Source organism: Billgrantia lactosivorans, from assembly GCF_003254665.1.
Lineage (GTDB): Bacteria > Pseudomonadota > Gammaproteobacteria > Pseudomonadales > Halomonadaceae > Halomonas > Halomonas lactosivorans.
The window spans coordinates 110,542-136,269 of the sequence record NZ_QHGY01000006.1 but is presented as its reverse complement, the minus strand read 5'-3'; the positions used below and the strand labels follow the sequence as shown (position 1 = coordinate 136,269).

Annotated in this window: 23 protein-coding genes; 21 read left to right on the top strand and 2 right to left on the bottom strand. The window is 63.6% G+C overall.

Features of this window, described 5'->3' with window-relative positions; genetic code table 11:
- The first annotated feature begins 7 nt into the window (after nt 1-7).
- The 15 genes from DIS04_RS14190 (at nt 8) to DIS04_RS20485 (ending at nt 17,254) form a co-directional block, all read left to right on the top strand.
- Nucleotides 8-1,801 carry an ABC transporter ATP-binding protein gene (locus tag DIS04_RS14190; protein ID WP_111414443.1) on the top strand — a complete coding sequence of 598 codons (1,794 nt, stop codon included), beginning with the start codon at nt 8-10 and terminating at the stop codon, nt 1,799-1,801.
- Between the two features lie 25 nt (nt 1,802-1,826).
- Entirely contained in the window at nt 1,827-3,035 is a 1,209-nt protein-coding gene (locus DIS04_RS14185; RefSeq protein ID WP_111414442.1) for a hypothetical protein, read from the top strand.
- A gap of 12 nt (nt 3,036-3,047) precedes the next feature.
- Entirely contained in the window at nt 3,048-5,006 is a 1,959-nt protein-coding gene (locus DIS04_RS14180) for a polysaccharide biosynthesis protein (protein ID WP_111414441.1), read from the top strand.
- The gene (locus tag DIS04_RS14175) at nt 5,003-5,902 is read left to right on the top strand and encodes a phosphoribosyltransferase family protein (RefSeq protein ID WP_111414440.1); all 900 of its coding nucleotides are present in this window, start codon (nt 5,003-5,005) and stop codon (nt 5,900-5,902) included. The genes DIS04_RS14180 and DIS04_RS14175 overlap by 4 nt, the downstream gene beginning before the upstream one ends.
- Before the next feature lie 108 nt (nt 5,903-6,010).
- A complete protein-coding gene (locus tag DIS04_RS14170) occupies nt 6,011-6,919 on the top strand; it encodes a glycosyltransferase family A protein (RefSeq protein WP_111414439.1) in 909 nt (302 codons plus the stop codon).
- Between the two features lie 33 nt (nt 6,920-6,952).
- Complete coding sequence (locus DIS04_RS14165; protein WP_111414438.1) at nt 6,953-7,921, top strand: glycosyltransferase family A protein; 969 nt, start codon at nt 6,953-6,955, stop codon at nt 7,919-7,921.
- Between the two features lie 14 nt (nt 7,922-7,935).
- On the top strand, nt 7,936-8,730 hold the full coding sequence (locus tag DIS04_RS14160; RefSeq protein WP_111414437.1) for a glycosyltransferase family 2 protein: 795 nt from the start codon (nt 7,936-7,938) through the stop codon (nt 8,728-8,730).
- Nucleotides 8,731-8,826: 96 nt separating this feature from the next.
- Entirely contained in the window at nt 8,827-9,999 is a 1,173-nt protein-coding gene (locus tag DIS04_RS14155) for a glycosyltransferase family 4 protein (protein WP_218938167.1), read from the top strand.
- Nucleotides 10,000-10,104: 105 nt separating this feature from the next.
- A complete protein-coding gene (locus tag DIS04_RS14150) occupies nt 10,105-10,722 on the top strand; it encodes a sugar transferase (RefSeq protein WP_281270204.1) in 618 nt (205 codons plus the stop codon).
- Between the two features lie 19 nt (nt 10,723-10,741).
- A complete protein-coding gene (locus DIS04_RS14145) occupies nt 10,742-11,311 on the top strand; it encodes a GNAT family N-acetyltransferase (protein ID WP_162623075.1) in 570 nt (189 codons plus the stop codon).
- Nucleotides 11,298-12,206: a 1-aminocyclopropane-1-carboxylate deaminase/D-cysteine desulfhydrase gene (locus tag DIS04_RS14140; RefSeq protein ID WP_162623074.1), complete on the top strand. Its 909-nt coding sequence runs from the start codon at nt 11,298-11,300 to the stop codon at nt 12,204-12,206. Before DIS04_RS14145 ends, DIS04_RS14140 begins: the two co-directional genes overlap by 14 nt.
- Nucleotides 12,203-13,249 carry an ATP-grasp domain-containing protein gene (locus tag DIS04_RS14135; RefSeq protein WP_111414433.1) on the top strand — a complete coding sequence of 349 codons (1,047 nt, stop codon included), beginning with the start codon at nt 12,203-12,205 and terminating at the stop codon, nt 13,247-13,249. Before DIS04_RS14140 ends, DIS04_RS14135 begins: the two co-directional genes overlap by 4 nt.
- On the top strand, nt 13,242-14,492 hold the full coding sequence (locus DIS04_RS14130; RefSeq protein WP_111414432.1) for a DegT/DnrJ/EryC1/StrS family aminotransferase: 1,251 nt from the start codon (nt 13,242-13,244) through the stop codon (nt 14,490-14,492). Before DIS04_RS14135 ends, DIS04_RS14130 begins: the two co-directional genes overlap by 8 nt.
- 53 nt (nt 14,493-14,545) lie before the next feature.
- Entirely contained in the window at nt 14,546-16,525 is a 1,980-nt protein-coding gene (locus tag DIS04_RS14125; protein ID WP_162623073.1) for an acyltransferase family protein, read from the top strand.
- A gap of 75 nt (nt 16,526-16,600) precedes the next feature.
- Nucleotides 16,601-17,254: a hypothetical protein gene (locus DIS04_RS20485; RefSeq protein WP_162623072.1), complete on the top strand. Its 654-nt coding sequence runs from the start codon at nt 16,601-16,603 to the stop codon at nt 17,252-17,254.
- 80 nt (nt 17,255-17,334) lie between these two features.
- Here the strand turns inward: DIS04_RS20485 and DIS04_RS14120 are convergent, their stop codons facing one another.
- Entirely contained in the window at nt 17,335-18,327 is a 993-nt protein-coding gene (locus DIS04_RS14120; protein WP_111414430.1) for a phosphoribosyltransferase, read from the bottom strand.
- 812 nt (nt 18,328-19,139) lie between these two features.
- Here DIS04_RS14120 and DIS04_RS14115 point away from each other — a divergent pair.
- Genes DIS04_RS14115 through cdd form a run of 6 tightly spaced genes read left to right on the top strand, consistent with a single transcriptional unit; the run spans nt 19,140 to nt 24,987 of the window.
- Nucleotides 19,140-20,411, top strand: coding sequence for a NupC/NupG family nucleoside CNT transporter (locus tag DIS04_RS14115; RefSeq protein WP_111414429.1), 1,272 nt, complete (start codon nt 19,140-19,142; stop codon nt 20,409-20,411).
- A 39-nt stretch (nt 20,412-20,450) separates the two neighbouring features.
- Nucleotides 20,451-21,224, top strand: a complete 774-nt coding sequence (gene deoC, locus DIS04_RS14110; protein ID WP_111414428.1) for a deoxyribose-phosphate aldolase — start codon at nt 20,451-20,453, stop codon at nt 21,222-21,224.
- Nucleotides 21,224-22,597 carry a thymidine phosphorylase gene (gene deoA, locus DIS04_RS14105; protein WP_111414427.1) on the top strand — a complete coding sequence of 458 codons (1,374 nt, stop codon included), beginning with the start codon at nt 21,224-21,226 and terminating at the stop codon, nt 22,595-22,597. Before deoC ends, deoA begins: the two co-directional genes overlap by 1 nt.
- Nucleotides 22,594-23,829, top strand: a complete 1,236-nt coding sequence (locus DIS04_RS14100; protein WP_111414426.1) for a phosphopentomutase — start codon at nt 22,594-22,596, stop codon at nt 23,827-23,829. The genes deoA and DIS04_RS14100 overlap by 4 nt, the downstream gene beginning before the upstream one ends.
- Nucleotides 23,830-23,839: 10 nt before the next feature.
- Nucleotides 23,840-24,568 (top strand): purine-nucleoside phosphorylase, encoded by a 729-nt coding sequence (gene deoD, locus DIS04_RS14095; RefSeq protein ID WP_111414425.1) that lies wholly within the window; start codon nt 23,840-23,842, stop codon nt 24,566-24,568.
- Nucleotides 24,565-24,987: a cytidine deaminase gene (cdd, locus tag DIS04_RS14090; RefSeq protein WP_111414424.1), complete on the top strand. Its 423-nt coding sequence runs from the start codon at nt 24,565-24,567 to the stop codon at nt 24,985-24,987. Before deoD ends, cdd begins: the two co-directional genes overlap by 4 nt.
- Here cdd and DIS04_RS14085 read toward each other — a convergent pair.
- Complete coding sequence (locus DIS04_RS14085) at nt 24,977-25,726, bottom strand: anaerobic ribonucleoside-triphosphate reductase activating protein (RefSeq protein ID WP_111414423.1); 750 nt, start codon at nt 25,724-25,726, stop codon at nt 24,977-24,979. The genes cdd and DIS04_RS14085 overlap by 11 nt on opposite strands.
- Nucleotides 25,727-25,728: the final 2 nt, after the last annotated feature.

Here is a 25,728-nt window from a genome sequence, read left to right as displayed (position 1 = left end):
TAAGGATATGGTGACCCAACTGCGTGAACTCTACTCACTGTTGACGTCGAGCCAGCGTCGCCGCCTGCTGCGACTCCAGGGCTTGATCATCGTGATGGCGTTCGCCGAGGTAGCCAGCGTCGTCTCCATCGGGCCGTTCATGGCCGTGGTGGGCGACCTGGGGCGCCTGGAAGAGGGCTGGCTGGCTCGAGCCTATCGTATGAGCGGTGCGGGCAGTCCCGAACAGTTCCTTACCCTGATGGGGGCAGGCGTGCTGGCGGTGCTGCTGCTGGCCGCGCTGTTCTCGATGTATACCACTTGGCGACTGTCACTCTATGGCGCCCAGGTGGGCGCCGATCTTTCCAGTCGCCTCTACCGCTACTACCTGCTCCAGCCGTGGCTGTTTCATGCCGGCGGAAGCAGCAGTCGGCTGATCAATCGGGCTTCCCAGGAGGTTCAGCGCGTCGCCACCAAGATCATCAATCCTTGCATGCAGCTCAACGCCAAGTTGGTGATGGTGACTTGCATGTCATTGACGATCTTCCTCTACAACCCCGTCGTGGCCACTTGCGGTGTTGCCATCTTCGTCGCCGCCTATCTGTTGTTATACAAGACAGTACGTCGCTTCCTGATCTCCAACGGTCGACGCGTATCGCGTTCCCAGGCCAAGCGTTTCAAGCTGATGACCGAGGGGTTTGGTGGCATCAAGGATCTTCTGCTGCTACGTCGCCAGACGACGTTCACAAATCAGTTCGACCGCGCCAGCCAGCAGGTGGCTCGTGGCTTGGGTGTGACCCAGGGGCTCTCCGACGCGCCACGCTATGCGATCGAGTTGGTGGCTTTCGGCTCCGTGATCCTGCTGGTGCTGTATCTGCTCAACGCACACCAGGGCAACCTGGGCACGATCCTGCCGGCGTTGTCGATCTATGCCCTGGCGGGCTTCAAGATGCTTCCGGCCTACCAGAGGATCTACTCCTCGATCTCCAATATTCGCAGCAACCTGGCGGCCTACGAGGCCATCCGTGACGACCTCATCGCGAGCCGGGGCTCCGCCACGAACGGGGACAAGGGGAAGGCGCTTCGGGCGCTCCAGCCGCATACCCGTATCTGGCTGGATCATGTGCACTTCCACTACCCGGGCAAGCGCGAGGCTGCACTCAACGACCTGTGCCTGAGCATTCCGGTAGGAGCCTGTGTGGGGTTGGTCGGCGAATCCGGCTCAGGCAAGTCGACCATCGTGGACCTGTTGCTGGGTCTGATCCGGCCGCAGTGCGGGCGGGTCATGGTGGATGACACCGTCCTGACCGATGACAACCTGCCTAGCTGGCAAGCCAGCGTTGGCTTCGTTCCCCAGCATATCTTCCTGGCCGATGCCTCGATTCTCGACAACGTCGCCTTCGGTGTGCCGCATGACGAGATCGACGTCGGTCGGGTGAAGAGCGCGTTGAGCATGGCTCAGCTCGACGCCATGGTCGCCTTGCTGCCCGAGGGACTCGATACACACGTGGGTGAGCGTGGCGTGCAGCTCTCCGGGGGGCAGCGCCAGCGCATTGGCATTGCCCGGGCGTTCTACCATCAGGCCCAGGTACTGGTGCTCGACGAGGCCACCAGTGCGCTGGACAGCATTACCGAGCAGCGCGTGATGCAGGATATCGAGGCAATCGCCGGCGACAAGACCTTGGTGATGGTCGCCCACCGCCTCTCCACGGTGCGCGACTGCGATGTGATATTCATGATCGACCAGGGGAGGGTCATCGACAGCGGCTCCTATGCCGAGCTGGCCGAGCGCAACCATGTCTTCCGCATGATGGCCAAGCTCTAGTGTCTGGCCGCAACGGGTGTCCGCCATGAACTTGATCGCTGCCGTACTGCTTTTCTGCGGCCTGAGCCTGTCCAGTCTCTATGTCTTTCCCAGTGGCCAGCCACAGCCCGGCGATTTTCTTCTGCTCGGCTTTGCCGGGGTAATGTCGCTGGCTTGCCTCGGCGACGAGCGGCTGGAGCTGTCTCCCTTCGCGCTGTGCTGGCTGCTGATGGTGCTCTGGGTATTGCTGGTCTGTCTGGGCTGGGCGCTGGTCATGGAAACCATGACCTTCTTCCGCTACTCGGCGTTCTTTTTCTACAACTTCCTGGTGGGAGTGGCGCTGTTGCGCTTCCTGCGGGTGTCTGGCGATGCCAGCCGAATCCTGATTCGCAACGCACTTTCCATCGCTCTGCTGCTGTCCGCCGCTACGGTCGCAGCCCAACTCGGTACGGGAGCCATCCGGACTACCGGCAGCTTCAACAATCCCAACCAGCTGGCCTACTTCGCGCTGTGCGGCATGGTGGCGCTGATGCTGCTCGACGACTTCCGTCCTCCACTGCGTCCCTTGATGCTGGCCGGTCTGGCTGCGGCAGTGATCAGTATCCTCGCCGCATCCTCGCTCGGCGCCCTGGGCGGCGCACTGCTGGTCGGATTCGGCTGGGTTATCGCCAATGCCGGAAAACTGCGCTATTTCGCACGGCTGCTGCTGGTGGTGCCGCTGCTACTGACCGTGGTGCTGGTGGCCAACCTGCGTTCCGACGGGCAGGTACAGCAAAACCTGCTGACGCGCCTGGAGCGGGCCCCGGTCAAGGTCGAGCGGATGGTCGAGGAGCGCCGTTTCGATCGTCTCAGCCATTTCCCGGAGTATGCCATTCTCGGTGCGGCGGAAGGCGAGCGCCAACGCTTCGCGCCCTACCACAGCGATGAAATTCACTCTTCCTTCGTCAGCATGCTGTTCTCCTACGGCATTCCCGGGCTTGGCCTGTTCCTCGCGACCATTTTCGTCGCCCTACGGCGTGCACCGCTCTATGTGTGGGCGGGAGTGGCGGGCCCTCTAATCTATTCGCTCAGCCACTACGGCTTGCGTTCGACCCTGTTCTGGATGGTGTTGGTGCTCTGCTGGCACTGCTACCGAGACGGTCGGGCAGAACAGCGCAGCGCTGTCGTCACTCCCCCCGCATTATCGGAGCCTGAGCCCTGGGGCAGGCAGAGCGACTTGCCTGGCACTTCACGAGTCGAGAATGGACAGCCCTGACGGAGAAGGATCATGCAGAAGCTGTTGAAATCGTTGCTGGTGATGCCACGCAGAATCAAGCGCTGCGTGTTGATGACCGCCGATGCGCTGACCGTCATCATGAGTCTGGTCCTTGCGAGTGCACTCCATCACGAGAGCCTGGCGCCGCTGGCGGAAAGTGCCCTGTGGCTGACGAGCCTGGCGGTGGCCGGGATCAGTCTGCTGGCTTTCCACTGGCTAGGACTCTATCGCGTGGTGCTCCGCTATATGTGTTACACCATGCTGCCCATTGTCGGCATGGCGGTGTTGGTATCGGCGAGCGCTGTGGCGTTGTTCGGCTATATCACGGGGGAGCGCCTGGGACTCTCGATCGTGGCGATCCATGCACTGCTGGTGCTGCTCGGCATTGGTGGGGTGCGCTTCCTGCTGCATGCCCTCTACCTCTATGCCCGACATCGCCGGCGTCGCCCTGTGGTGATATATGGTGCAGGGGCGGCGGGTTGCGACCTGGTGGCGGCACTTCGTCACGGCGGGGAGTACGAGCCGGTAGCCTTCGTCGACGACTGGCGCGGCCTCGACGGGGCCTTGGTCGAGGGGCTGCGAGTCCACCAACCGCTCGTGCTACCGGGACTGGTGGAGCAACATCATGCGGCCATGGTGCTGTTGGCCATTCCCAGCGCCCCGCGCTGCCGCCGCCGCGAGATCCTGCAGCGCCTGTCGGCGCTCTCTGTGCCGGTCAAGACCATCCCCGGCAGCGCCGACGTCATTTCGGGTCAGGCCCGCATCAGCGAGCTACGCGATGTCGCCCTGGAAGACCTGTTGGGGCGCGAGCCGGTACCGCCATTCCCAGACCTACTCGCGGCCAACATCCAGAACAAGACGGTGATGGTGACGGGGGCGGGTGGCTCGATCGGCAGTGAACTGTGTCGTCAGATCATCGCGCAGCATCCGGCGGCCCTGCTGCTGGTCGACAGCGGGGAATATGCGCTCTACGCCATCGAGCGGGAACTGTCGCAACATCCATTGGTTGTCAAGGAAGGCATTCGGATCACGCCATTCCTGGTCTCGGTTCAGCAGCGCGATGCGCTAGTGGCGATCTTCGCCTCTAGTCCGGTTCATACCGTCTATCACGCGGCCGCCTACAAGCACGTGCCGCTGGTCGAGTGCAACCTGGCCGAGGGTATTCGCAACAACGTTTTCGGCTCCCTGGCCTTGGTCCAGGCGGCAGTTGCGGCGGGAGTCGAATCATTCGTTCTGATCTCCACCGACAAGGCGGTACGACCCACCAATGCCATGGGCGCTTCCAAGCGCTTGACCGAGCTTATCTGCCAAGCTTTCGCCGACGCCCAGACCCGTACCTGCTTCAGTATGGTGCGCTTCGGCAACGTATTAGGCTCCAGCGGTTCGGTGGTTCCTCTGTTTCGTCAGCAGATCGAGCGGGGCGGGCCGGTGGCAGTGACACACCCGGATATCACACGCTATTTCATGACCATTCCCGAGGCTGCCCAACTGGTCATCCAGGCGGGAGCCATGGCTTCCGGTGGCGAGGTGTTCGTGCTCGACATGGGCGAGCCGGTGCGCATCCGGGACCTTGCAATGAACATGATTCGCCTGTCGGGGCTGGAAGTACGAGATGACGACCATCCCAACGGCGATATCGAGATCGTCTATACCGGCCTGCGTCCTGGTGAAAAGCTATATGAGGAATTGCTGATTGATGGTGACGTCAAACTGACGCGCCACCATCGAATCATGACATGTCGAGAACATTACTGGGAGTGGCCGCGACTCGATGCTTATCTCCAGGAACTGCAGCAGGCGCTCACTGCCATCGACTACCCCCGCTTGCGGCAACTGTTGCTTGAGGCACCACTGGGCTATCAGCCGCAAGCCGAGACCGACGACCTGACCTTGAGGGGCCGGCAGGGGCGGGCGCCGGCCACACCTCGCGCTGAGGTGGCAGATCTCATGCTAATGCCGCGTTGCCCATGAACTATCGGTCCTACGGTGATCTGGCGCAGGACATCCGTGGCGCCGCCCACAAGCTCCGGGGCGATTGGGATCTGGTGGTGGGTATTCCACGCAGTGGCATGATCCCCGCCTTCATGATCGCGCTGATGCTCAATCTGGATTGCGTCGATCTCGCCGCCTGGGTGTCGAATGCACCGTTGAAGCGGGGCGTGACCCGCAACCAGCGTCACCGGTTGACCCATCCGCACGAAGCTCAGCGCGTGCTGCTGGTCGACGACAGCATTCTGTCGGGGCGCTCGCTGCGTCGCGAACTCGAGGCGTTGCCGGAGCCGCTGCGGCGCCGAGCCACCACGCTGGCGGTGTATTCCAGCCGGCTAGTGCGGCGCGATGTCGATATCGTCCTGTGCTATCTGTCCCATCCTCGCGTATTCGAATGGAACGTCTATCACCACCCTGTCGTTGCCCGGGCCTGCATGTCACTGGAAGGGGTGATTGCCCCTGTGGAAGACCCTTTGTTGGCGATGGGCGAGGCAGTTCCCGCCTTGCTCGTGCCCAGCGAGACGATCCGGCTGCTGGTCTCTCGCCGTCCTGAATCCAGCCGTGTTTCGGTAGAGCGGTGGCTGGACGCGGCCGGAGTGAAGTACGCCTCGCTGGCCATGCTCGGCGATGCGGTTGTGGATTCCCATCGCCCCCCCGCGCTGGCACAGGCCAAGGCAGGCATCTATGCCCGCTCTGATGCCCGACTGTACTACGAGGCCGATGACGCCCAGGCCCGCCTCATCGTGAAGCAGTCGAACAAGCCGGTGTTCTGCGTGGGGACTAACGAAATGCTGCGCCCCGGCTTCTACTACGATCCGGCTTCAAATCTCTGGGTTCGGCGAGTGCTGAACCAGTACCGGAAGCTCTGGGGCCGGTAAGCGGCGTGTGCCGGGAAAGCCAGGCCATGTCCCGGCTCGATGTCGCTTACATCGAGGCAGAAATGAATATAACTAACTGCCTTGGGCAGGTGCGGGGAATGAACGGTCATGCCTCTGATAACGGTAGTCTTACCCGTGTGCAACGATGTGCTGAGCCTGGGTACGTCCCTGCCGTCCCTGTTTCGTCAGGTCTTCAAGGATATCGAAGTGTTGGCAGTGGATGAGGGGTCGGACGATGGTTCGTTGGAGCTATTGCGCCACTACGAGCGGGCTGGTCGGCTCCGATTGCTCCGCCATCACGGATCGCGGGTGGACAAGCTTGCGGCTTGCAACGATGCGGCCCAGCGTGCACGAGGTGCTTGGTTGATGTTCTTCGATCCGCACGACCTGCTTCTTTTCGATCACTTGTCGCGCATGGCAGAGGCAATATCCCAGCATCCCGATATCGAACTGTTTGCCAGTGCCTATCAACGAATGGAGCAGCAAGGACCAGTACGCATCGCAATATCCGCACGCGGCGTGATGAACCGGCGCAATGCGCTGGCGGCCTATGCCCGCTGTGAATTTATCCAACCTCATGCCACCTGTATCCGCCGTGAGCGCTTCCTGATGCTGGGGGGATTCTCCGAACCCTACCGCCACGGAGGCGAAACCCATTTCTGGCTCGGGGCGCTCTGTGCGCTACCGGCGATTCACTACGACGACACCGTCACCAGCCTACGACTCGCGGACAATGGCGTCTTGGAGCCGGATAAGGAATCGCTGTCCTTGCCTACCGTCGTGGATCTGCTGGAACGCCTTTCCCCGCAGTTGTCGGCACGCGAGCGACGCCAGTTACGAGCTGCGGTGAACCGTGTGCTGCTCGATTGGGCGATGTACAAGAAGCGTCACGGTCACTCGGCTCATGCGGAGCTGGCGGCGCTGCGCCTGATGTCCCTACCGGTGCACCTGTGGTCGCGTGCAGCCCTCTTGATGCTGCCTTCGGCCTGGTACCAGCGCCTGCAGAATAAGCAATAAAAGCCATTCCTTTCGCTACCCCGAGGGCGTCCCATGCCGTTCTTTTCCGTGATCATGCCAGTCTACGACAAGGCTGCCACGCTGGAGGCGACACTGGATTCGGTTTATCGCCAGCGCTTCACCGATTTCGAGCTCATCGTCGTGGATGACGGCTCCCAAGACGGCTCGATGGAGCTTCTGCGCCGGCACGCTGCTCAGGGCCGTCTCAGGCTGCTGTGTCGCAACTCCCCGGGACCCGGTGGCTACGCGGCGAGGAACTACGGGGTGTCACAGGCCCGGGCGGAATGGATTGCCTTTCTCGATGCCGACGACCGCTACCTGCCCGATCATCTCCAACTGCTGCACGATGACATCGTCGCCAACCCTGACATTGCGCTGTTCATCAATGCCTACGAAAAGCAGGGCAGCCGACGACGACGGCCCCGCCGGTCTGCCCTTGCCAGCGGCTGCGTTTCACGTCGCGACGCTCTCGCCGCCTTCGGTCGGGCCGATTTCATTCATACCAACGGCGTCTGTATGCGGCGGACTTTCTTCACGGCATTGGGCGGCTTCCCAGCGGGTCGCTTCAAGCGTGGCGGCGACGTCTACCTGTGGCTGAAGGCGATCTGTGCGACCGAACGACTCCACTACCGCGACACAGTGACCAGCCTGTGGCAGATGGAACATCGCGAGGTGACACGAATACCGACCAACCTGGCCGGCGTCCACCCCAGCGTGGAGCTGCTGACGCATGGCCCGATCGAGCTGCCGTGGCGGGACAAGCTGCGCCTGATGGCTGCCATCAATCGCAAGTGCCTGACCTGGGCCATCGAGAAAAAGAGCCACGGCAAGTCCGTTGGTGAAGACATTACGGCTCTGTTCGTGCCCGGGCTCAGGCCCCGGCAGCTCGTCTACCTGGTGTCGCTGCTGCTACCCGTACCGTGCGTGCTCTTGCTCAGGAAGTGTCGCCGGCGAGCGAAACTCGCCTGGGCAACCGCGGGCCACCATAACGCCTCTTCCTGATCGTAGAGGAAGCCATGTCCGATCCCCTGGTAAGCGTCTACATGACGGTGCGCGACGGCCTCCCCTACGTCGCCGAAGCGGTGGAGAGCGTGCGTCAGCAGACGTTCGCAGACTGGGAGCTGATCGTGGTCGACGATGGCTCGCGAGACGGCACGGGGGATTACCTGGCCGGCTTGCCGTCGGCGGATGATCGGATACGGGTGATCCCTACCGCAGGGGTCGGCAGGGCAGTCGCCCTCAACCTGGCACTGGCGCAGGCCCGCGGCTTTTACGTCGCCAACCTCGACGCCGACGACCTGGCCCACCCGCAGCGACTCGAGATCCAGCTCGGCCTGATGCGTCGCCACCGATTGCAGTATCTCGCCTCGGCTTCGCAGTTCATTCGCGATGCCGAGGCCGTGCGCTGGTGTACGGTCGACGAAGGTGCCTGTGAGGTAGCCGATCGCAGTCGCCGGCTACTGCGCAGGAACCCGATCAACCACTCCTCGGTGATCATGGAGCGGCGACTATGCCAGGCGGTGGGAGGCTACGACGAACACCTCAGTTCGCAGCTCGACTATGACCTCTGGTACCGGCTATGTCGGGCGGGGTGCCCCATCATGCGTTCCACTCCCGCGTTGGTGGCCAAGCGGCTCCACGCGCGGCAATCGTTCGAACGGCGTCGGCGGCTGCACTACTTGTGGCACAGCTATCGCGTCCAGCGGCGGGTGATCGCCGGGCTGGGCGGAGCCTGGCCGGACCGACTCTACATGATACTGCGGCTGTGCATGGGGCTGGTGCCGGCCGGTATTCGGCTGAGCCGACGTTAATCGCTCGCCTGGTGTGGCCGTACGACTGTCCGACCATGACAGTTGCTTGCCTCTCCATGCGCGGCGGAACCGACTGCGAGAACTCGGAGGATGACAATGCAGGTGACGGAAGCGATCGACAAGGATGAGTCGGCAATGCCGGCCGTCAGCAGGCGAGTGCTGATACTCGGTGGTACGTCCCGCTCGCTGATCAACTTTCGCGGACCGCTGTTGCAGCGGTTGCGGCAACGTGGGCACTGGGTTCTGGCCGCGGCGGGCGCCGACGCGGCCATCGATGACGTGAGGACTTCGCTCGAGGCGATGGGAATTACCTACACGAGCCTGGCCCTGGCACGTGGCGGCGTGAATCCCTGGGAAGACTGGCACAGCGCACGTCAGATTCGCGACCTGCTGATGGCCTTTCGCCCCGACGTGCTGATCGCCTATACGGCCAAGCCGGTGATCTATGGCGGCTTGGCCGTGGGGCGGATCGGTGGCATTCGCTTCTTTCCAATGATCACCGGGCTGGGGTACGCCTTCGCCGATACGGGTGGGCTGCGCCGCTCATTGGTGCACCTGGCCCAGCGTCAGCTCTACCGCCGTGCCCTGATGCATGCCACCACCACCATTTTTCAGAATCCCGACGATCAGCGGCTGTTCGCCCGGTTAGGGCTGGTCACTCAGGGCACGGTCCGGGTCCATGGCTCGGGTGTGGACCTGCTGCGCTTTCCTCCTGCGCCGTTGCCGCCGAAGCCGGTGTTTCTGATGCTGGCGCGGCTGGTCGCTGACAAAGGCGTGCGCGAGTACGCCGCGGCCGCACGCCAGTTGCGCCCTCGCTTTCCCCTGGCCCGCTTCCAACTGGCCGGGGCGCTCGAGACGGGGCCGAGGGCAATCTCCAGGGACGAGCTCGCGGCCTGGCAGAACGAGGGAATCATCGACTACCTGGGACGCGTATCGGACGTCCCCGCCGCGCTCGCGGGCTGCCGCTGCTATGTCCTGCCCTCCTTCTATCGCGAGGGCATTCCGCGCTCGGTTCTCGAGGCCATGGCCACCGGGCGGCCGATTATCACCACGGATGCCCCCGGTTGCCGCGAGACCGTCGAAGACGGGAAGAATGGCTATCTCGTGGCGCCGCGCAGCGCCGCGGCACTGGCGACGGCCATGACCAGAATTCTCGAGGCCGACCCCGCCAAGCTCGAGGCCATGGCGGCCCGCAGCCTGGCGCGGGCCCGCGAACTTTACGATGTCGACAAGGTGGACCGCGACATTCTCCAGATCACCGGACTTTAACCCCGCCAAAGGCAAACCGGACAACGCTGCGACATCCCGCATCCGGGGCATCGGTGCCTGTGTTAACTCCGCGAAGCCGAGCCTGCCATGGCGACAGGAGATCGCATGAAACGACTCTTCGACACGCTCTGCGCCGTGCTCATCGGCCTGCTGCTGATGCCGGTATGGCTGACAGTGGCGGGGCTGGTCTGGTGGCATCTCGGTCGTCCAATACTCTTTCGCCAGCAGCGGGCGGGGCTCAACGGCCGACCCTTCGTCATGATCAAGTTCCGCACCATGGGGCCGGAGCGCGACGAGCAGGGCCAGCGGGTTCCCGATGCGGCTCGTACCGGGCGGCTGGGCCGCTTCTTGCGAGCGAGCAGTCTCGATGAGTTACCCGAACTGTGGAACGTGATCCGGGGCGACATGGCGCTGGTGGGGCCGCGTCCGCTGTTCATCGAGTACCTCCCCTATTACACCGAGGAGGAGCGGCGGCGCCACGATGTGCGGCCCGGGATCACGGGGCTGGCGCAGATTCACGGACGCAACACGGCGGGGTGGGCCCGCAAGCTATCGCTTGACGTTCACTATGTCGACCACCGCAGCTTCTGGCTCGACCTCAAGATCCTGTTGGCGACTCTGGGCAAGGTCATCGCGCGCAGCGACCTGGAGGTGGTGCCCAACGGGCGTCGACGCCTGGACGAACTGCGGCGCGGGGCGCGTGCGAAACGAGATGCCGGCTGACGCCGGGGGAGAGAGGAAAATGGAGCCATTCCTGCACGGCTGCTCGATCTACCTGCGTCCCGTCGAGCATGACGATAGTGTTCATCGCGTGGCGTGGCTGAACGATCCCGAGATCAATCGGACGCTGGATTTCGAGCTGCCTGTCGGTGAGGCCATGACCCGGGAATGGATACGTCGTGTCTCGGCCGATGGCACGCGGCGCGACATGACGGTCTGCGATCTGACGAGCCGTCAACCGATCGGCTGGGGAGGACTGCTGGCCATTGATTGGCGCCATCGCAAGGCAGAGAGCTACCTGGGTATCGGCGACAAGCACTACTGGGGCACCGGAGTCGCTGGCCAGGTGCGTTTGCTGCTGCTCGAACTGGCCTTCGACGTGATGGGGTTGAACCGCGTCTACTCCACCGTCTGGGTGGAAAACCTGGCGATGCAGCGACTCAACGAACGGGCCGGGTTGCGACGCGAAGGGGTGCTGCGAGCGCACAAGTACGCCCACGGTCAATACCGGGATTATGTCGTCTACGGCATCCTGCGCAGCGACTACGAATCAGACAAGCAGGCTGTCGGGAGCCGCGATGCTCGTTCATGAGCTGGTCCATGGTGGCCATCGCATCCGGGTGGCGCGCGACGACCTCTATCCGCTGGCCGGCGGAGGCAACAAGGGGCGCAAGCTCGAACGCATCTTCGCCGAGCTACCGGCGGAGTGCCAAGCGATCATCACCACTGGAAGTACGCAGTCGAATCATGCCCGGGTCTGCGCGCTGCTGGCGGCGCAGCGTGGAATCGAGGCGCATCTGGTGCTGCACGGCCCCTCGAGGGAGCTGGCCGCGCCCGAAGGTAACCTGCTCGTCGCGCTGCTGGCGGGGGCCAACGTCCAGGTCGTCGCGGCCGATCGCATCGCGACGACGATTGACGGGATTCACCGTGCCCTTCAAGAGCGGGGCGTCGTCGTGCGAGTCATTCCTGGCGGGGGGCACTGCCTGGCCGGCGGCCTGGCCTATGCCGACGCCGTCGATGAATTGACGGTCCTGCCCGACGTGATCGTCCTGGCTAGCGGTACCGGCGCGACCCAGGCGGGGCTGCTCGCCGGTCTCGATCGACGGCAGGCGGAGACCCGTGTCATTGGCGTCTCGGTGGCCCGCCGACAGCGAGAAGGCCGGCCCCGGGTACTCGAATCCTACCGCGAATTGCGCGGACATCTCGGGCTGGCCAGCCCCGAGCGGCAGGTCGAGTTCGACGACCGTTGGCGTTTCGGGGGCTATGGCGACACCCGTCCCGAACTGCTCGACACCATCGTCGGCGTGGCCCGGACCACCGGGCTTGTCCTCGATCCCACCTACACCGGCAAGGCGTTCTTTGCGCTGCTCGGCATGTTGCGTAGCGGCGAAATCGCAAGGCAGGCGTCAGTGCTGTTCTGGCATACGGGCGGATTGCTCAATGCCTTGGCGTCAGCCGATCTCAAGGAGGCAATGAAACGCGTATGAACGTACTGTTTACCTGCGCAGGAAGGCGCAACTATCTGCTGGGCTACTTTCGCGAAGCGCTTGGGGAGTCGGGGCAGGTCATCGCGGCCGATAGCTCCCCCATGTCAGCGGCGGTGAATGAAGCCGATATCGCCCTGACGCTGCCGCGCGTGGATTCGGCGGGGTACGTCGATCGTTTGCTCGACGTCTGCCGCGAATTGAGGGTCGGTCTACTGGTCTCGCTCAACGATCACGAGCTGGCGCTTCTGGCGTCGGCCCGGGAGCGCTTCGCCGCAGCCGGTACCCAGGTAGTGGTGTCGTGTCCCGAGGTGATCGAGCGGTGCTTCGACAAACTGGCCACCTTGACATTCGCGCGACGCTTGGGCGTCGCCGGGCCATACACCGTCACTACGCTCGAGGCGGCTCGTAGCGCGCTTCGCATCGGCCGGCTCGCCTTTCCTCTCTTCGTCAAACCCCGTTGGGGTACCGCTTCGATCGGCGTGGAGCGGGTCGAGAACCGCGAGGAACTGGAGCTGGTCTGGCAATTGGCGGGCCGGCGTCTGAGGCGTCAGGGCCTGCGGGGAGCGGAAACGAGAGCGGGCCTGTTGATTCAGGAGGCCTTGCCGGGGATAGAGTATGGCCTGGATGTCATCAACGACCTGACGGGGCGCTACCAGACGACCCTGGCCAAGCAGAAACTGGCCATGCGGGCCGGGGAGACGGATCGCGCCGTCATCGTGCAAAGCCCGACCCTGATAAAGCTGGGCAGGCGTATCGGCGAGGCACTGAAGCACGTCGGCAATCTCGATTGCGACGTGTTCATGCATGGCGATCAAGTCTATCTGCTGGAGTTGAATCCGCGTTTCGGCGGTGGCTACCCGTTCAGTGCCGAGGCCGGCGCCAGGCTGCCGGACGCGCTTCTGGCCTGGGCGCAAGGACTGGCTCCTCCGCTCGGTTGGGAGCGCGTACAACCGGGACAGGCTTACGCCAAGTGCGATCGGCTGGTCAACCTTCGCTACGGAGCCGCCGCCCAGAGTGACGGCAGGATGGTCGCCCATGCCTGACTGGCCGGTATACGAGCAGGACGAGTGCGAGGCGGTGGAGCGTGTCCTGCGCTCAGGCCGTGTCAACTACTGGAACGGCGAGGAGGGGCGTGCCTTCGAGCAGGAGTTCGCCGCCTACCATGACGTGCCCCACGCCATCGCCGTGACCAACGGTACCCTGGCGCTGGAGCTGGCCTTGCATGCGCTGGGCGTCGGGCCCGGCGATGAGGTGGTGGTGACGCCACGCAGCTTCATGGCCTCGGTCTCCTGCGTGGTGGCTTGCGGCGCGCGGCCGGTGTTCGCCGACGTCGACCTCGAGTCGGGCAACCTCAGCGTCGAGAGCGTGGCCGCGGTACTTTCCCCGCGCACCCGTGCCATTGTCGCCGTGCATCTGGCCGGCTGGCCCTGCGATCTGGACAGCTTACGCCGGCTGGCCGACACCTGCGGTTTGTGGTTGATCGAGGATTGTGCCCAGGCCCATGGGGCGACCTGGGGCGGTCGCCGGGTCGGCAGCATCGGCGACGCCGCCGCGTTCTCGTTCTGCACCGACAAGATCATGTCGACGGGCGGCGAGGGCGGCATGCTGCTGCTCAAGGACGAGGCGGCCTGGCAGCGCGCCTGGAGCTACAAGGATCATGGCAAGTCGTGGATGGCGGTGCACGCCGAGCATCCGCCGGGATTTCGCTGGCTGCACGACAGCTTCGGCAGCAACTGGCGCCTGACCGAGATGCAGGCGGCGATAGGCCGCATCCAGTTGCGCAAGCTGCCGGCGTGGCTTGCCAGGCGTCGCGAGAACGCCGCCATCCTGTCCGAGCGGCTCGTCCATCTACCGGGTCTGCGCGTGCCGCAGCCACCGCCAGAGGCTGGCCATGCCTGGTATCGGTTCTATGCCTTCGTCGAGCCCGAGCGGTTGCGTCCCGGCTGGAATCGCGACGCCGTCGTCGCGGCGATCCAGGCCAGTGGCGGAAGTTGCATGCACGGTGGTTGCAGCGAAATCTATCTCGAGCGGGCCTTCGACGACACCGACTTCAGGCCACCGTCACGCCTGCCCGTCGCCCGGCAACTCGGCGAGACCAGTCTGATGCTTCGGGTCGACCACACCCTGGCTCCAGAGCAGCTGTGTGAGCTTGCTCGGATCGTGGAGGAGGTCATGCAACAGGCTGCGGGCAGGGTTCGCTCCACAACTGAGCCTGTAGAACCTTGTGCGGGGGCACGTCGCAATCCATCTCACATGCAGCGGGGGGGCGAAGGGCGGGGGGATTAGCAAAAGCAGCTGCGATCGGCTTGTGCTTCTCGATGACATGGAGTCAAACGCCTATGGATTACCGGCGAGATATCGACGGGCTGCGTGCCGTTGCTGTATTGCCCGTCATCCTCTTCCACGCCGACCTGCCGCCTTTTTCAGGCGGGTTCGTTGGGGTCGATGTTTTTTTCGTTATCAGCGGATATCTCATAACGCTTCTGCTGATTGGAGAGATAGAGAGCGGCCGATTTTCCCTGGCCCGCTTCTACGAAAGGCGCGCCAAGCGACTGCTGCCAGCGCTGTTTTTTGTACTTATCCTGTGCACGCCCTTGGCTTGGCTATGGATGCTGCCCAGCCAGTTCGAGGAGTATGCCCAATCGCTCATGGCGATCAGCTTCTTCGTTTCGAATATCCATTTCTGGAAAAAAGACGATTACTTCGCGCCGGAGGCGGAAAGCAATCCTTTGCTCCATACCTGGAGCCTATCCCTGGAAGAGCAGTTCTACATAATCTTTCCCCTTCTGCTCGTAATGATCTGGCGGTACGGGCGTAAATCGGCGTTTCGTATCGTCATGCTGCTGACGTTGGCCAGCTTCCTGCTGTCGGAATGGGGTTGGCGATACTCCCCAAGTGCCAGCTTCTACCTGCTGCCGACGCGTGCATGGGAGCTTGGTGCCGGCTCCATCTGCGCTTTCCTTGCTCATCGAAGCAAACCAAGTCCCAGGGCGGTCTTGCCGTTGTTCGGTCTCTGCCTCATCGCCTATGCGGTAGTGCTCTTCGACGACGAAACTCCATTTCCTTCCGTCTATACGCTGGTACCGGTCGTGGGTGCCGTGCTGGTGATTCTGTTCGGCGATGGCAGGGGCCTGGCCGACAAGTTTCTCCGCTCACGCATCATGGTCGGTATCGGGTTGATCAGCTACAGCGCCTATCTCTGGCATCAACCCTTGATGGCCTTGGCGAGGATCCGCAGTGAGGCCTATCCGTCTCCCTCAACGATGTTAGCGCTGGCCCTCGCATCGCTTGGTCTTGCCTACCTCACATGGCGGTATGTCGAGCTACCCTTTCGCAGACCGAGGCGTGCCGCGGGAATGTCAGGGAGGCGGGTATTGGCATACTCGGTGGCGGGTAGCCTGCTGTTTGCCAGCATCGGCCTGCACGGTAGAACGAGTGATGGAATGCGCTACCTGTGGGAGCTCAGATATCCCGTCGCCTCTCGGACTTACACGATCATCGAACGGAGCATGGAGGAAGCCGACGCCGGGCCTTCCCTGGTCAGCTGTCAGCTCCCTTCGCTTATCTACCGGGAAGACAAGATTAGGTATCTCAATGGATGCAAGTTGGCCCATGGCGAAGGGATCCTCGTCATCGGGGACAGTCATGGCACCGACCTCTTCAATGGCATGGTGCTGAATGGGGTCGGTGATTTCATCGTGGGGTCGGTAAGGGGCGGCTGTAGCCCGGGTACGGAACGGGCGGATTGCCAAAGGCAGTATCGTGACATCCGGCGGCTGATCAGCGAGCACGGCCATCTCTTCAAGAGTGTTATCTATACCCAGGCAGGATTCTATCTGCTAGAGAGGATGGGGGATGGCCGGAAAGGACGGCGACTCATTTCCCGACACTCTCTCAATGACTCCATGCATCGCTCGGACTATCGCATCAAGCAAGAGTCCATTCTCGAAACCATGGACTACCTCGAGGAGTTGTCTACGCTGGCAGTGGACACTGAAATATACTGGATAGGGCCTCGAGTCGAGCCGCATATCCCCGTCAATAAGATCGTCATGACAGGTTGCGGCGGCGAGTTCGAGATGCGCTCCGGGCAGGAGGCGCTGTTCGAAGAGATTGGTGAGGAAATTGCTCGGCAAGCTGAGCTGAGCCCGGTGCATTACGTGGATCAGATCGAGGCCGTGGCGTTCGATATCTCCAGGGACTTTATTAACTGCCGGGAGTGGCTGTGGCGCGATGGAGATCATTGGAGCCTCGCGGGGGCTGAGGAGTTCACCAGAAGAATTTTCTCGGCGAGGTTCGAGTTGGCATCGCGCTGTTAGTCTATGAAATTTGTGCAAGATCAATGGCTTGATCTTTGATAATAAAAATGAAGCAAGAAGTTGCGGAGGTTCAATATGCGCCAGGTCGGGATTAAGGAGAAGTTAATTCGTCATGCAGAAGTGAGATTTTATTATCCATTGAAGAAAAAAATACATGCTTCATTTCACCACAAGCAACATGGGGTTGAAGCCCCGGAGGAGGGGGAGGTTGTCTGGGTGAACCCCAGAGATATTTCGGGGCATATGTTCCCAGATGTATGGAAAGAGCTAAGAAGGAGGACGGGGTTTAACGGTGGCGCTTTGCTTGGTGGGAATTGGGATATCGAGAATATTCATTACATGGAGTTCACGAAAGTGGATCCGTATCTGAGTTGTCACGAGCACTGGATTGAGGGGAAGGATTGGAGCCAGACTCCATTATATCAAAATTATGTCGAGAAGCTGGGTCGTGGTGAGCCGTGCCGATTTTCCTCCGTTAGCGCCCTCCGCGGACGATATGAAGAACTTGATATCATTTTTTCCGAAGTGATGGCAAAAAATTGCATGAGTTCCAACAAAAAGGATTTGGTTAGAGTCAGTGTTGCGCGTGATGCTAATCTCATTTGGGGGCCCGACGGAAGGCATCGTGTATGTATGGCGATCTGTGCAGGTCTGGATAAAATGCCCGCCATGTTAGGTTTTGTTCATAGTGATGCCATTAATCATCTCAAGGGTCTGAGATCTCGCTGAATATGCGCTTGATGACAAGCGTCGGACTCAAGAGCGGAACGAAAGAAGGGTGCCGGCGCCTGAAAATCAAGAGGCTTCGTTCACGCCTTCTGAGTTTTCCCCCTTGCTTTCAATGCCGCCTTAATAGGGTGCGGAAGACTCGAGAGGATCCTCCGCTTCATGGCACGAAGAAGAGATTTGGCATAGACACGAGGGCCAGTCCTGGTAGAAGTGCTATCAGTCGCCGTGTAGACTCGATTGTTTTCACAGCAGTAAACGGGTTTTCCGGAGGTTCTTGCAATTCTGACAGCCTGCCAAGTTTTGCTCTCGATGAAGAAAGTGTACTCGGAATTCCTGTAAAAAAGGCTCTTGTGCATAGAGCGATCCCCTTGGCTCTGCCGTTTCTTCTGCGAAGGAAGGTCTAGCATCACCAGGCGATCATATTCAATACCCTGCTGCTTGAGCCAAGCCTCTGTGTGGCTACGGTACTTCTCGAGGCGGTTGGTTACCAGGCAGCCGATTCGGCCGTAAGGAAGGAATAAAGGCTCCGCATTATTCAAAAATGCAATGTACCTCTCTCCGTCATCATTTTGATGGGGAGTAGGGTCAACGCACAGTACGCCATCGATATCGACGCATGCTCGGGAGAGCATGGCGGGATTGAAGAGGTTCCACTGGAATGCGTGGGGCGACTCCAAAGTGATAAAGGCAATATCGACGTTCTTCCTACCAGCGGGATCTGCATAAATTGCCAAGGTATCGATTGTACAAGGGCAGCCATCGGGGATGGCATCCCGCGCTGCCTGTATGGTCCGCCCTGTTACGACGCAATCATCGACGAGAAGGACTTTTTGGGCATCCCATGTAGCGCTCGGCTGCCCCTCGGCTTTCCTGCGCATTCGGGTCTTCAGTGGTTGGTTGGCGAGGAAATCCGGGAGCCCCACTACATCGATATGTAACCCCAAAGCAATCATGCTGGCGGGGATCATGCCACTACGTGGAATACCAACCACCAGGTCGTAGCCTTTTCCTTGGACACGAAACATGGCTGCAGCGATGTCCTCACTCAAGTCACCATAGGATTTGTAATTCATTGTCGATGCACCGCCTTGCCAGTAACACCAATGTAAGTTCGGGAAATGGGTTCGCCATAGCGTTCCAGGCTCGGCAGACCTACGTTGCTTTGCTGACCACGGCGCACCTTTAAGGTACACCTAAAGGTTCAGTGGATTGCCGCCGACGAAGTCACTGCTCTCAGTACCAAGCATGAGTGGGGCTGGCATGACCAGCAGTAGCAGAGTAGACGGCCTGATGGGTTTTGCCAAGATGATGGGAATCTTTGGAAGGCAATCATTACTAATGCCAGTTTCGGCTGTGCGTCGCAGTATTGGAGGGGTTGAAAAAGCTAATGATGTTTGTAGAAAGGATTTCTTATAGGCACCTAAGATTGGGATGTTTGTTCCTGAAGAGCCGTACTGCGTTTCCTGGTCTATTTTAGGATCGTTTGTTTTAATTGAGTGTTTTTGCCCAAAAGCAGGGATTTCCTAGCACGAGAAGGCTCAAATTAGGAGTATGCATTCAGCAGGAAGAACTGAACCAAAGCCTCTGTATCATTAGTTTGACTTGCTCGACCCGACGAGATCGCCACGCCCCGCGTGGCGATCTCGTTTTCGTTCCAACCCCCTCTCCCCTTCCCCTACCCCAATCCTCAAGCCAGCCCAGTCCGGACGCCGCCTACGGCCTGACTCGACGCCCGTGCCGCCTTTGTCCGCGTGGAAGAATTGGAAATGTTGGAATAATAACATTTTGTGTTATAGATTTGACATTTCACACCCCCCATGCACTCACTACTATAACCAGGTGCGCCCCTGCCGCGGCCACCCAGCACGAACGGAAGGACCCTCCCATGACCGCCATCATGAGCCTGGTCGGCATGGCGACGCTGATCGCCATCGCTCTCGTCTTCTCCTCCAACCGCCGCGACATCCGCCTGCGAACCGTGGGCGGCGCCTTCGCCATCCAGGCCGGCATCGGCGCCTTCGTGCTCTACGTGCCGTTCGGCCAGACGGTGCTGCAGACCATCTCCGCCGGCGTCAGCCAGGTGGTGCTCTACGCCAACGACGGCATCGACTTCCTCTTCGGTGGCCTCGCCGATGCCGACAGCGTGGGCTTCGTCTTCGCCATCAAGGTGCTGCCGGTGATCATCTTCTTCTCCTCGCTGATCGCCGTGCTCTACTACCTGGGGATCATGCAGTGGGTAATCCGCCTCCTGGGCGGCGCGCTGCAGAAGGCGCTCGGCACCTCGCGCACCGAATCGCTCTCGGCTACCGCCAACATCTTCGTCGGCCAGACCGAGGCGCCGCTGGTGGTGCGCCCCTTCATCGCCCGCATGACCCCCTCCCAGCTGTTCGCGGTGATGTGCGGCGGGCTGGCCTCGGTGGCGGGCTCGGTGCTGGCCGGCTACGCGGCGCTGGGCATCCCCATGGAGTACCTGGTGGCGGCCTCGTTCATGGCCGCGCCGGGCGGGCTCTTGTTCGCCAAGCTGATCCTGCCCGAGACCCGCGAGCCGGCCGACGATACCGAGGAGGCCACCCAGGTGATCGAGGAGGAGGACCGGCCGGTCAACGTCCTCGACGCGGCGGCGACCGGCGCCACGGCGGGGCTGCGCCTGGCAGCCAACGTCGGCGCCATGCTGCTCGCCTTCATCGGACTGATCGCGCTGATCAACGGCATGCTCGGCGGCGTGGGCGGCTGGATCGGCGTCGAGGAACTGAGCCTGGAAATGATCCTCGGCTGGCTGTTCGCCCCGCTGGCCTTCGTGCTCGGCGTGCCCTGGGAGGAGGCCACGCTGGCCGGCTCCTTCATCGGCCAGAAACTGGTGGTCAACGAGTTCGTCGCCTACATCAACCTGGCGCCCTACATCGAAGGCGAGTCGCTGGTATCGAATACCGGCCAGGCCATGAGCGGGCATACCGTGGCGATCCTCTCCTTCGCCCTGTGCGGCTTCGCCAACCTCTCGTCGATCGCCATCCTGCTCGGCGGCCTGGGCAGCATCGCTCCCAGCCGGCGCCACGACATCGCCCGCTTCGGCGTCAAGGCGGTGCTGGCCGGCACGCTCTCCAATCTGATGTCGGCGGCCATCGCCGGTTTCTTCCTCGCCTCGGGGGGCGTGATCTGATGACCGCCGCGAACCTCCCACGCTTCGACAGGTAATGCCATGACCGAACTGCAGCAGGCCGCGCGCCAGGCGCTGGCGCTGATGGACCTCACCAGCCTCAACGACGACGACAGCGATGCCGTCATCCGCGAACTCTGCGCTCGCGCCAACACGCCGGCGGGCCACCCGGCGGCGGTGTGCGTCTATCCCGCCTTCGTGCATACCGCCCGCGAGGCGCTGGCCGAGCAGGGCCTGGCCGGCAAGGTGAAGGTGGCCACGGTGACCAACTTCCCCCACGGCGAGGCGGACATCGAACGCGCCGCGGCCGAGACCCGGGCGGCCGTCGCCGCCGGGGCCGACGAGGTCGACGTGGTCTTCCCCTACCGTGCGCTGATGGCGGGCGACGCCGAGGTCGGCCGCGAGCTGGTCGCCGCCTGCAAGCGCGAGTGCGGCGACAAGGTGCTCAAGGTGATCCTGGAAACCGGCGAGCTGAAGGATGCCGGGCTGATCGACCGCGCCGGCATGCTGGCCATCGACGGCGGCGCCGACTTCCTCAAGACCTCCACCGGCAAGGTGGCGGTCAACGCGACCCTGGACGCCGCCAAGATCCTGCTCACCGCGATCAAGGCGAGCGGCCGTGACGTCGGCTTCAAGGCCGCCGGCGGCGTGCGCACCGCCGAGGACGCCGCCGCCTACCTGCGCCTCGCCGAGCAGGTGATGGGCGCGGATTGGGTCACCCCGGCGCACTTCCGCTTCGGCGCCTCGGGGCTGCTCGGCAACCTGCTCGAATCCCTTGGCGTTGCTGAGGGCGAGGGGCCCACGGAGGGATACTGATGCCTGCACGTGCCCTACCTCAAGAGCTGATTCGCGCCAAGCGCGACGGCGAGGTGCTATCGCCCGAGGCGATCGGTGAGCTGGTGGGCGGTATCGTCGACGGCAGCCTCTCCGACGCCCAGGTCGGCGCGCTGGCCATGGCGATCTACCTCAACGGCATGAGCGCCAGCGAGACGGTGGCCCTGACCGAGGCGGTGCGCGACTCCGGCGAGGTGCTGGCGTGGCGCGGCCTGGGCCCCGGGCTCGACCTGCCGGGGCCGGTGCTCGACAAGCACTCCACCGGCGGGGTGGGCGATCTCGTCTCGCTGGTGCTGGGGCCGTGGGTCGCCGCCTGCGGCGGCTGCGTGCCGATGGTCTCCGGCCGCGGCCTGGGCCACACCGGCGGCACCCTGGACAAGCTCGAGGCGATTCCCGGCTACGGCATCGCGCCCTCGCGCGAGCGCTTCCGCAAGCTGGTGTGCGAGGCGGGCGTGGCCATCGTCGGCCAGACCGCCGAGCTGGCCCCGGCCGACCGGCGGCTCTACGCCATTCGCGACGTCACCGCCACGGTGGAGTCGTTGCCGCTGATCGTCAGCTCGATACTGGGCAAGAAGCTCGCCTGCGGCCTCGACGCCCTGGTGATGGACGTCAAGACCGGCAGCGGCGCCTTCATGCCCACGCTGGAAAGGTCGCGCGAGCTGGCGGAGACCATCGCCGAGGTGGCCAGCCGTGCCGGCACGCCGACCACCGCGCTGCTTACCGACATGAGCCAGCCGCTGGCGCCCTGCGCCGGCAATGCCGTCGAGGTGCGCGAGGCGATTGCCCTGTTAACTTGTCAAAAGACCGATGAAAGGACTGGCGGCCGACTGCTCGAGGTGACCCGCGAACTCGCCGTTGAGCTGCTGCTGGCCGGAAAGCTGGCCCACGACCGGAAAGCGGCCCTGGCCCTGCTCGACGAACGGCTCGCCACGGGGGCCGCCGCCGAGCGCTTCGCGCGCATGGTGGCGGGGCTGGGCGGCCCTGCCGACCTGCTCGAGCGGCCTGAGCGCTACCTGCCCCGGGCGGCTGTCTTGCGCCCCGTATTCGCCCGGCGCAGCGGCTGCGTGACGCGCATGGACACTCGCGCCCTGGGCCTGGCCGTGGTGGCGCTGGGCGGCGGGCGCCGCGCGCCGAATGAAGCCATCGACCCCGCCGTCGGCCTGACCGGCATCGCCGCCCTCGGCGAGGCGGTCGACGGCGAGCGTCCGCTGGCCTGGGTGCATGCGGCGAGCGAGGTCGACGCCGAACTCGCCGCCAGCCAGCTGCGCGCGGCTATCGAGGTGAACGACGTCGCCGCCGCTGACGTCCCACGGCCTACACTTATTCAAGACGTGATTCGTCGGGAGGTGCCATGACTCGCGCCATCGTGCTGGTTCTCGACTCCTTCGGCATCGGCGCGGCACCCGATGCGGTGGATTTCGGCGACGCCGGAGCCGATACCCTGGGCCATATCGCCGCCGCCTGCGCGCGTGGAGAGTGTGACGGTGCCGATCGCCAGGGCTCGCTGGCACTGCCCCACCTGGGCCGGCTGGGGCTGTTCCACGCCCACCGCGAAAGCATCGGCAACTGGGCAAAGGGCGTCGAGGCGCCAGCCGAGGTGATCGGCGCCTACGGTCACGCCCGGGAGATCTCCTCGGGCAAGGACACCCCCTCGGGGCATTGGGAAATCGCCGGGGTGCCGGTGCGCTTCGACTGGGGCTACTTCTTCGACCGGGAAGACAGCTTCCCGCCGGAGCTGCTCCAGGCGCTCGAGCGCGAGGCCGATCTGCCCGGCGTGCTGGGCAACTGCCACGCCTCGGGCACCGAGATCATCGCCCGCCTCGGCGAGGAGCACATGGCCAGCGGCAAGCCCATCGTCTACACCTCGGGCGACTCGGTGTTCCAGATCGCCGCCCACGAGGAGTCGTTCGGCCTCGAGCGGCTCTACGCCCTGTGCGAGACCGCCCGTCGCCTGCTCGAGCCCTACAACATCGGCCGGGTGATCGCGCGTCCTTTCGTCGGGCAGAGCGCGACGGACTTCGCCCGTACCGCCAACCGTCGCGACTACAGCGTCGAGCCGCCCGCGCCCACGGTACTGCAGAAGCTCGCGGGCGACGGCGGCGAGGTGATCGCCATCGGCAAGATCGCCGACATCTACGCCCATTGCGGCGTGACGCGCACGGTCAAGGCCAGCGGCCACGATGCGCTGATGGACGCCACCCTGGCCGCCCTGGAGGAGGCCGGCGAGCGCTCGCTCGTCATGACCAACTTCGTCGACTTCGACACCCTCTACGGCCACCGCCGCGACGTGGCCGGCTATGCCGCCGCGCTGGAGGCCTTCGACGCGCGCCTGCCCGAGCTGCTGGCCAGGCTGCGCGACGACGATCTGTTGGTGATCACCGCCGACCACGGCTGCGACCCCACCTGGCACGGCAGCGACCATACCCGCGAGCGGGTGCCGGTGCTGGCGCTGGGCGCGGGGCTCGCCCCCGGCTCGCTGGGCGCACGCGACACCTTCGCCGACATCGGCCAGAGCCTGGCGTCGCACCTGGGCCTTTCGCCCATGGACGACGGCACGAGTTTTCTCCCCAAGCCAATCGCTGCATAGGAGCCTCGACATGGCGACTCCCCATATCCAGGGCGAACGCGGCATCTTCGCCGATACCGTGCTGATGCCCGGCGACCCGCTGCGTGCCAGGCATATCGCCGAGACCTTCCTCGAGGAGGCGCGCGAGGTGAACAACGTACGCAACATGCTCGGCTTCACCGGCCGCTACCGCGGTCGCCAGATCTCGGTGATGGGCCACGGCATGGGCATTCCCTCGGTCTCCATCTACGCCAAGGAACTGATCACCGACTATGGCGTGAAGCGGCTGATCCGGGTCGGCTCCTGCGGCGCGGTGCGCGACGACGTGGCGGTGCGCGACGTGGTGATCGGCCTCGGCGCGAGTACCGATTCGGCGGTCAACCGCACCCGCTTCATGGGTCACGACTTCGCCGCCATCGCCGACTTCGAACTGACCCGCCACGCGGTGGACGCCGCCGCGGCCCAGGGCGTGCCGGTCAAGGTGGGCAACCTGTTCTCGGCCGACCTGTTCTACAACCCCCAGGCGGAGCTGTTCACGCTGATGAAGCGCTACGGCATCGTCGGCGTGGAGATGGAGGCGGCGGGGCTCTACGGCGTGGCGGCGGAGTTCGGCGGCCGGGCGATGACCCTCTGCACCGTCTCCGACCACATCCTCAAGGGCGAGTCGCTGCCCAGCGAGGCCCGCGAGCGCAGCTTCAACGAGATGGTCGAGGTGGCCCTCGATGCAGTGCTGCGCGACGACGCAGCGGGGGCGGCATGAGCGATATCGATCCGCAGGTCGATCCGAGTGTCGTCGGCGCGCTGATCGCGGTGCGCGACAATGCCTACGCACCCTATTCGCGACATCCGGTGGGCGCCATGGTGGAGAGCGAGAGCGGCGCGCGCTACGTCGGTGCCAACGTCGAGGTGGCCCACTACAAGGGGCTGTGCGCCGAGGCCTCGGCCATCGCCGCCATGGTCAGCGCCGGCGAACGGCGGCTGCGCCACGTCTACGTGATCGGCCCCGGCGAGCACCTGTGCTCACCCTGCGGCGACTGCCGCCAGCGCATCCGCGAGTTCGCCGACGCCGCGACACTCATCCATGTGGTCGACGCCGAGGGCCGGCTGCTCAAGCGCTACGCCATCGACGAGCTGCTGCCCGATGCCTTCGGGCCGGAGAATCTGGAACTCACTTCCTGAGCTCGATGCGTTCGAAGTGCGGCCCCAGGCGCCTGACCAGCCCGGCCAGCATCGCCCGCGGCGGGGCGTTCTCCACCGGCTGGCAGTAGGCCGGGTCGAGGCACTGGCGGGTGCGGGCCACCTGGATGGCGTAGCGGCGCACGCCACAGTCGGCCAGGGTCAGCGCCAGACGCTCCACGTCGGCCAGATCAAAGTCGCGCCAGTGCACGGTGGTACGGCACTCGAAGTCGATCCCGCTTTCGAGCAGCGCCATCAGGCTCTGGCTGTTGCGCTGCCAAATGCCCGGCCGCCCGCAGATTCGATCGAAGTCGCGCCCGCGCCCCTTCACGTCGAGCCCCACCCAGTCGAGCCACGGCAGCAGCCGCGAGAGCCGCGCCGGGTAGGGGCCGGCGGTGTGCAAGCCGACCTTGAAGCCCATCGCCCTCACCTCGCGTACCGCCGCCGGCAGGGCGTTGTGCAGCGTCGGCTCGCCGCCGCTGAACACCACCGCCTCGAGCAGGCCCCGGCGGCTCTCGAGGAACGCCCGCACCGCCTGCCACTCGCTCTCGTCGCCGCGGCGCGGCGGCATCCGCTGGCTGTTGTCGCAGTAGCCGCAGCGCAGCGGGCAGCCCTGCAGGAACACCACGCAGGCCAGGTGATCCGGGTAGTCCAGGGTGGTCATCCGGGTCAGGCCTGCAATGGGCAGGCGGATGCCGTCGATGGGGGTGAGACGGGGGGTGTCGGGGTCAGTGGCGATCATGA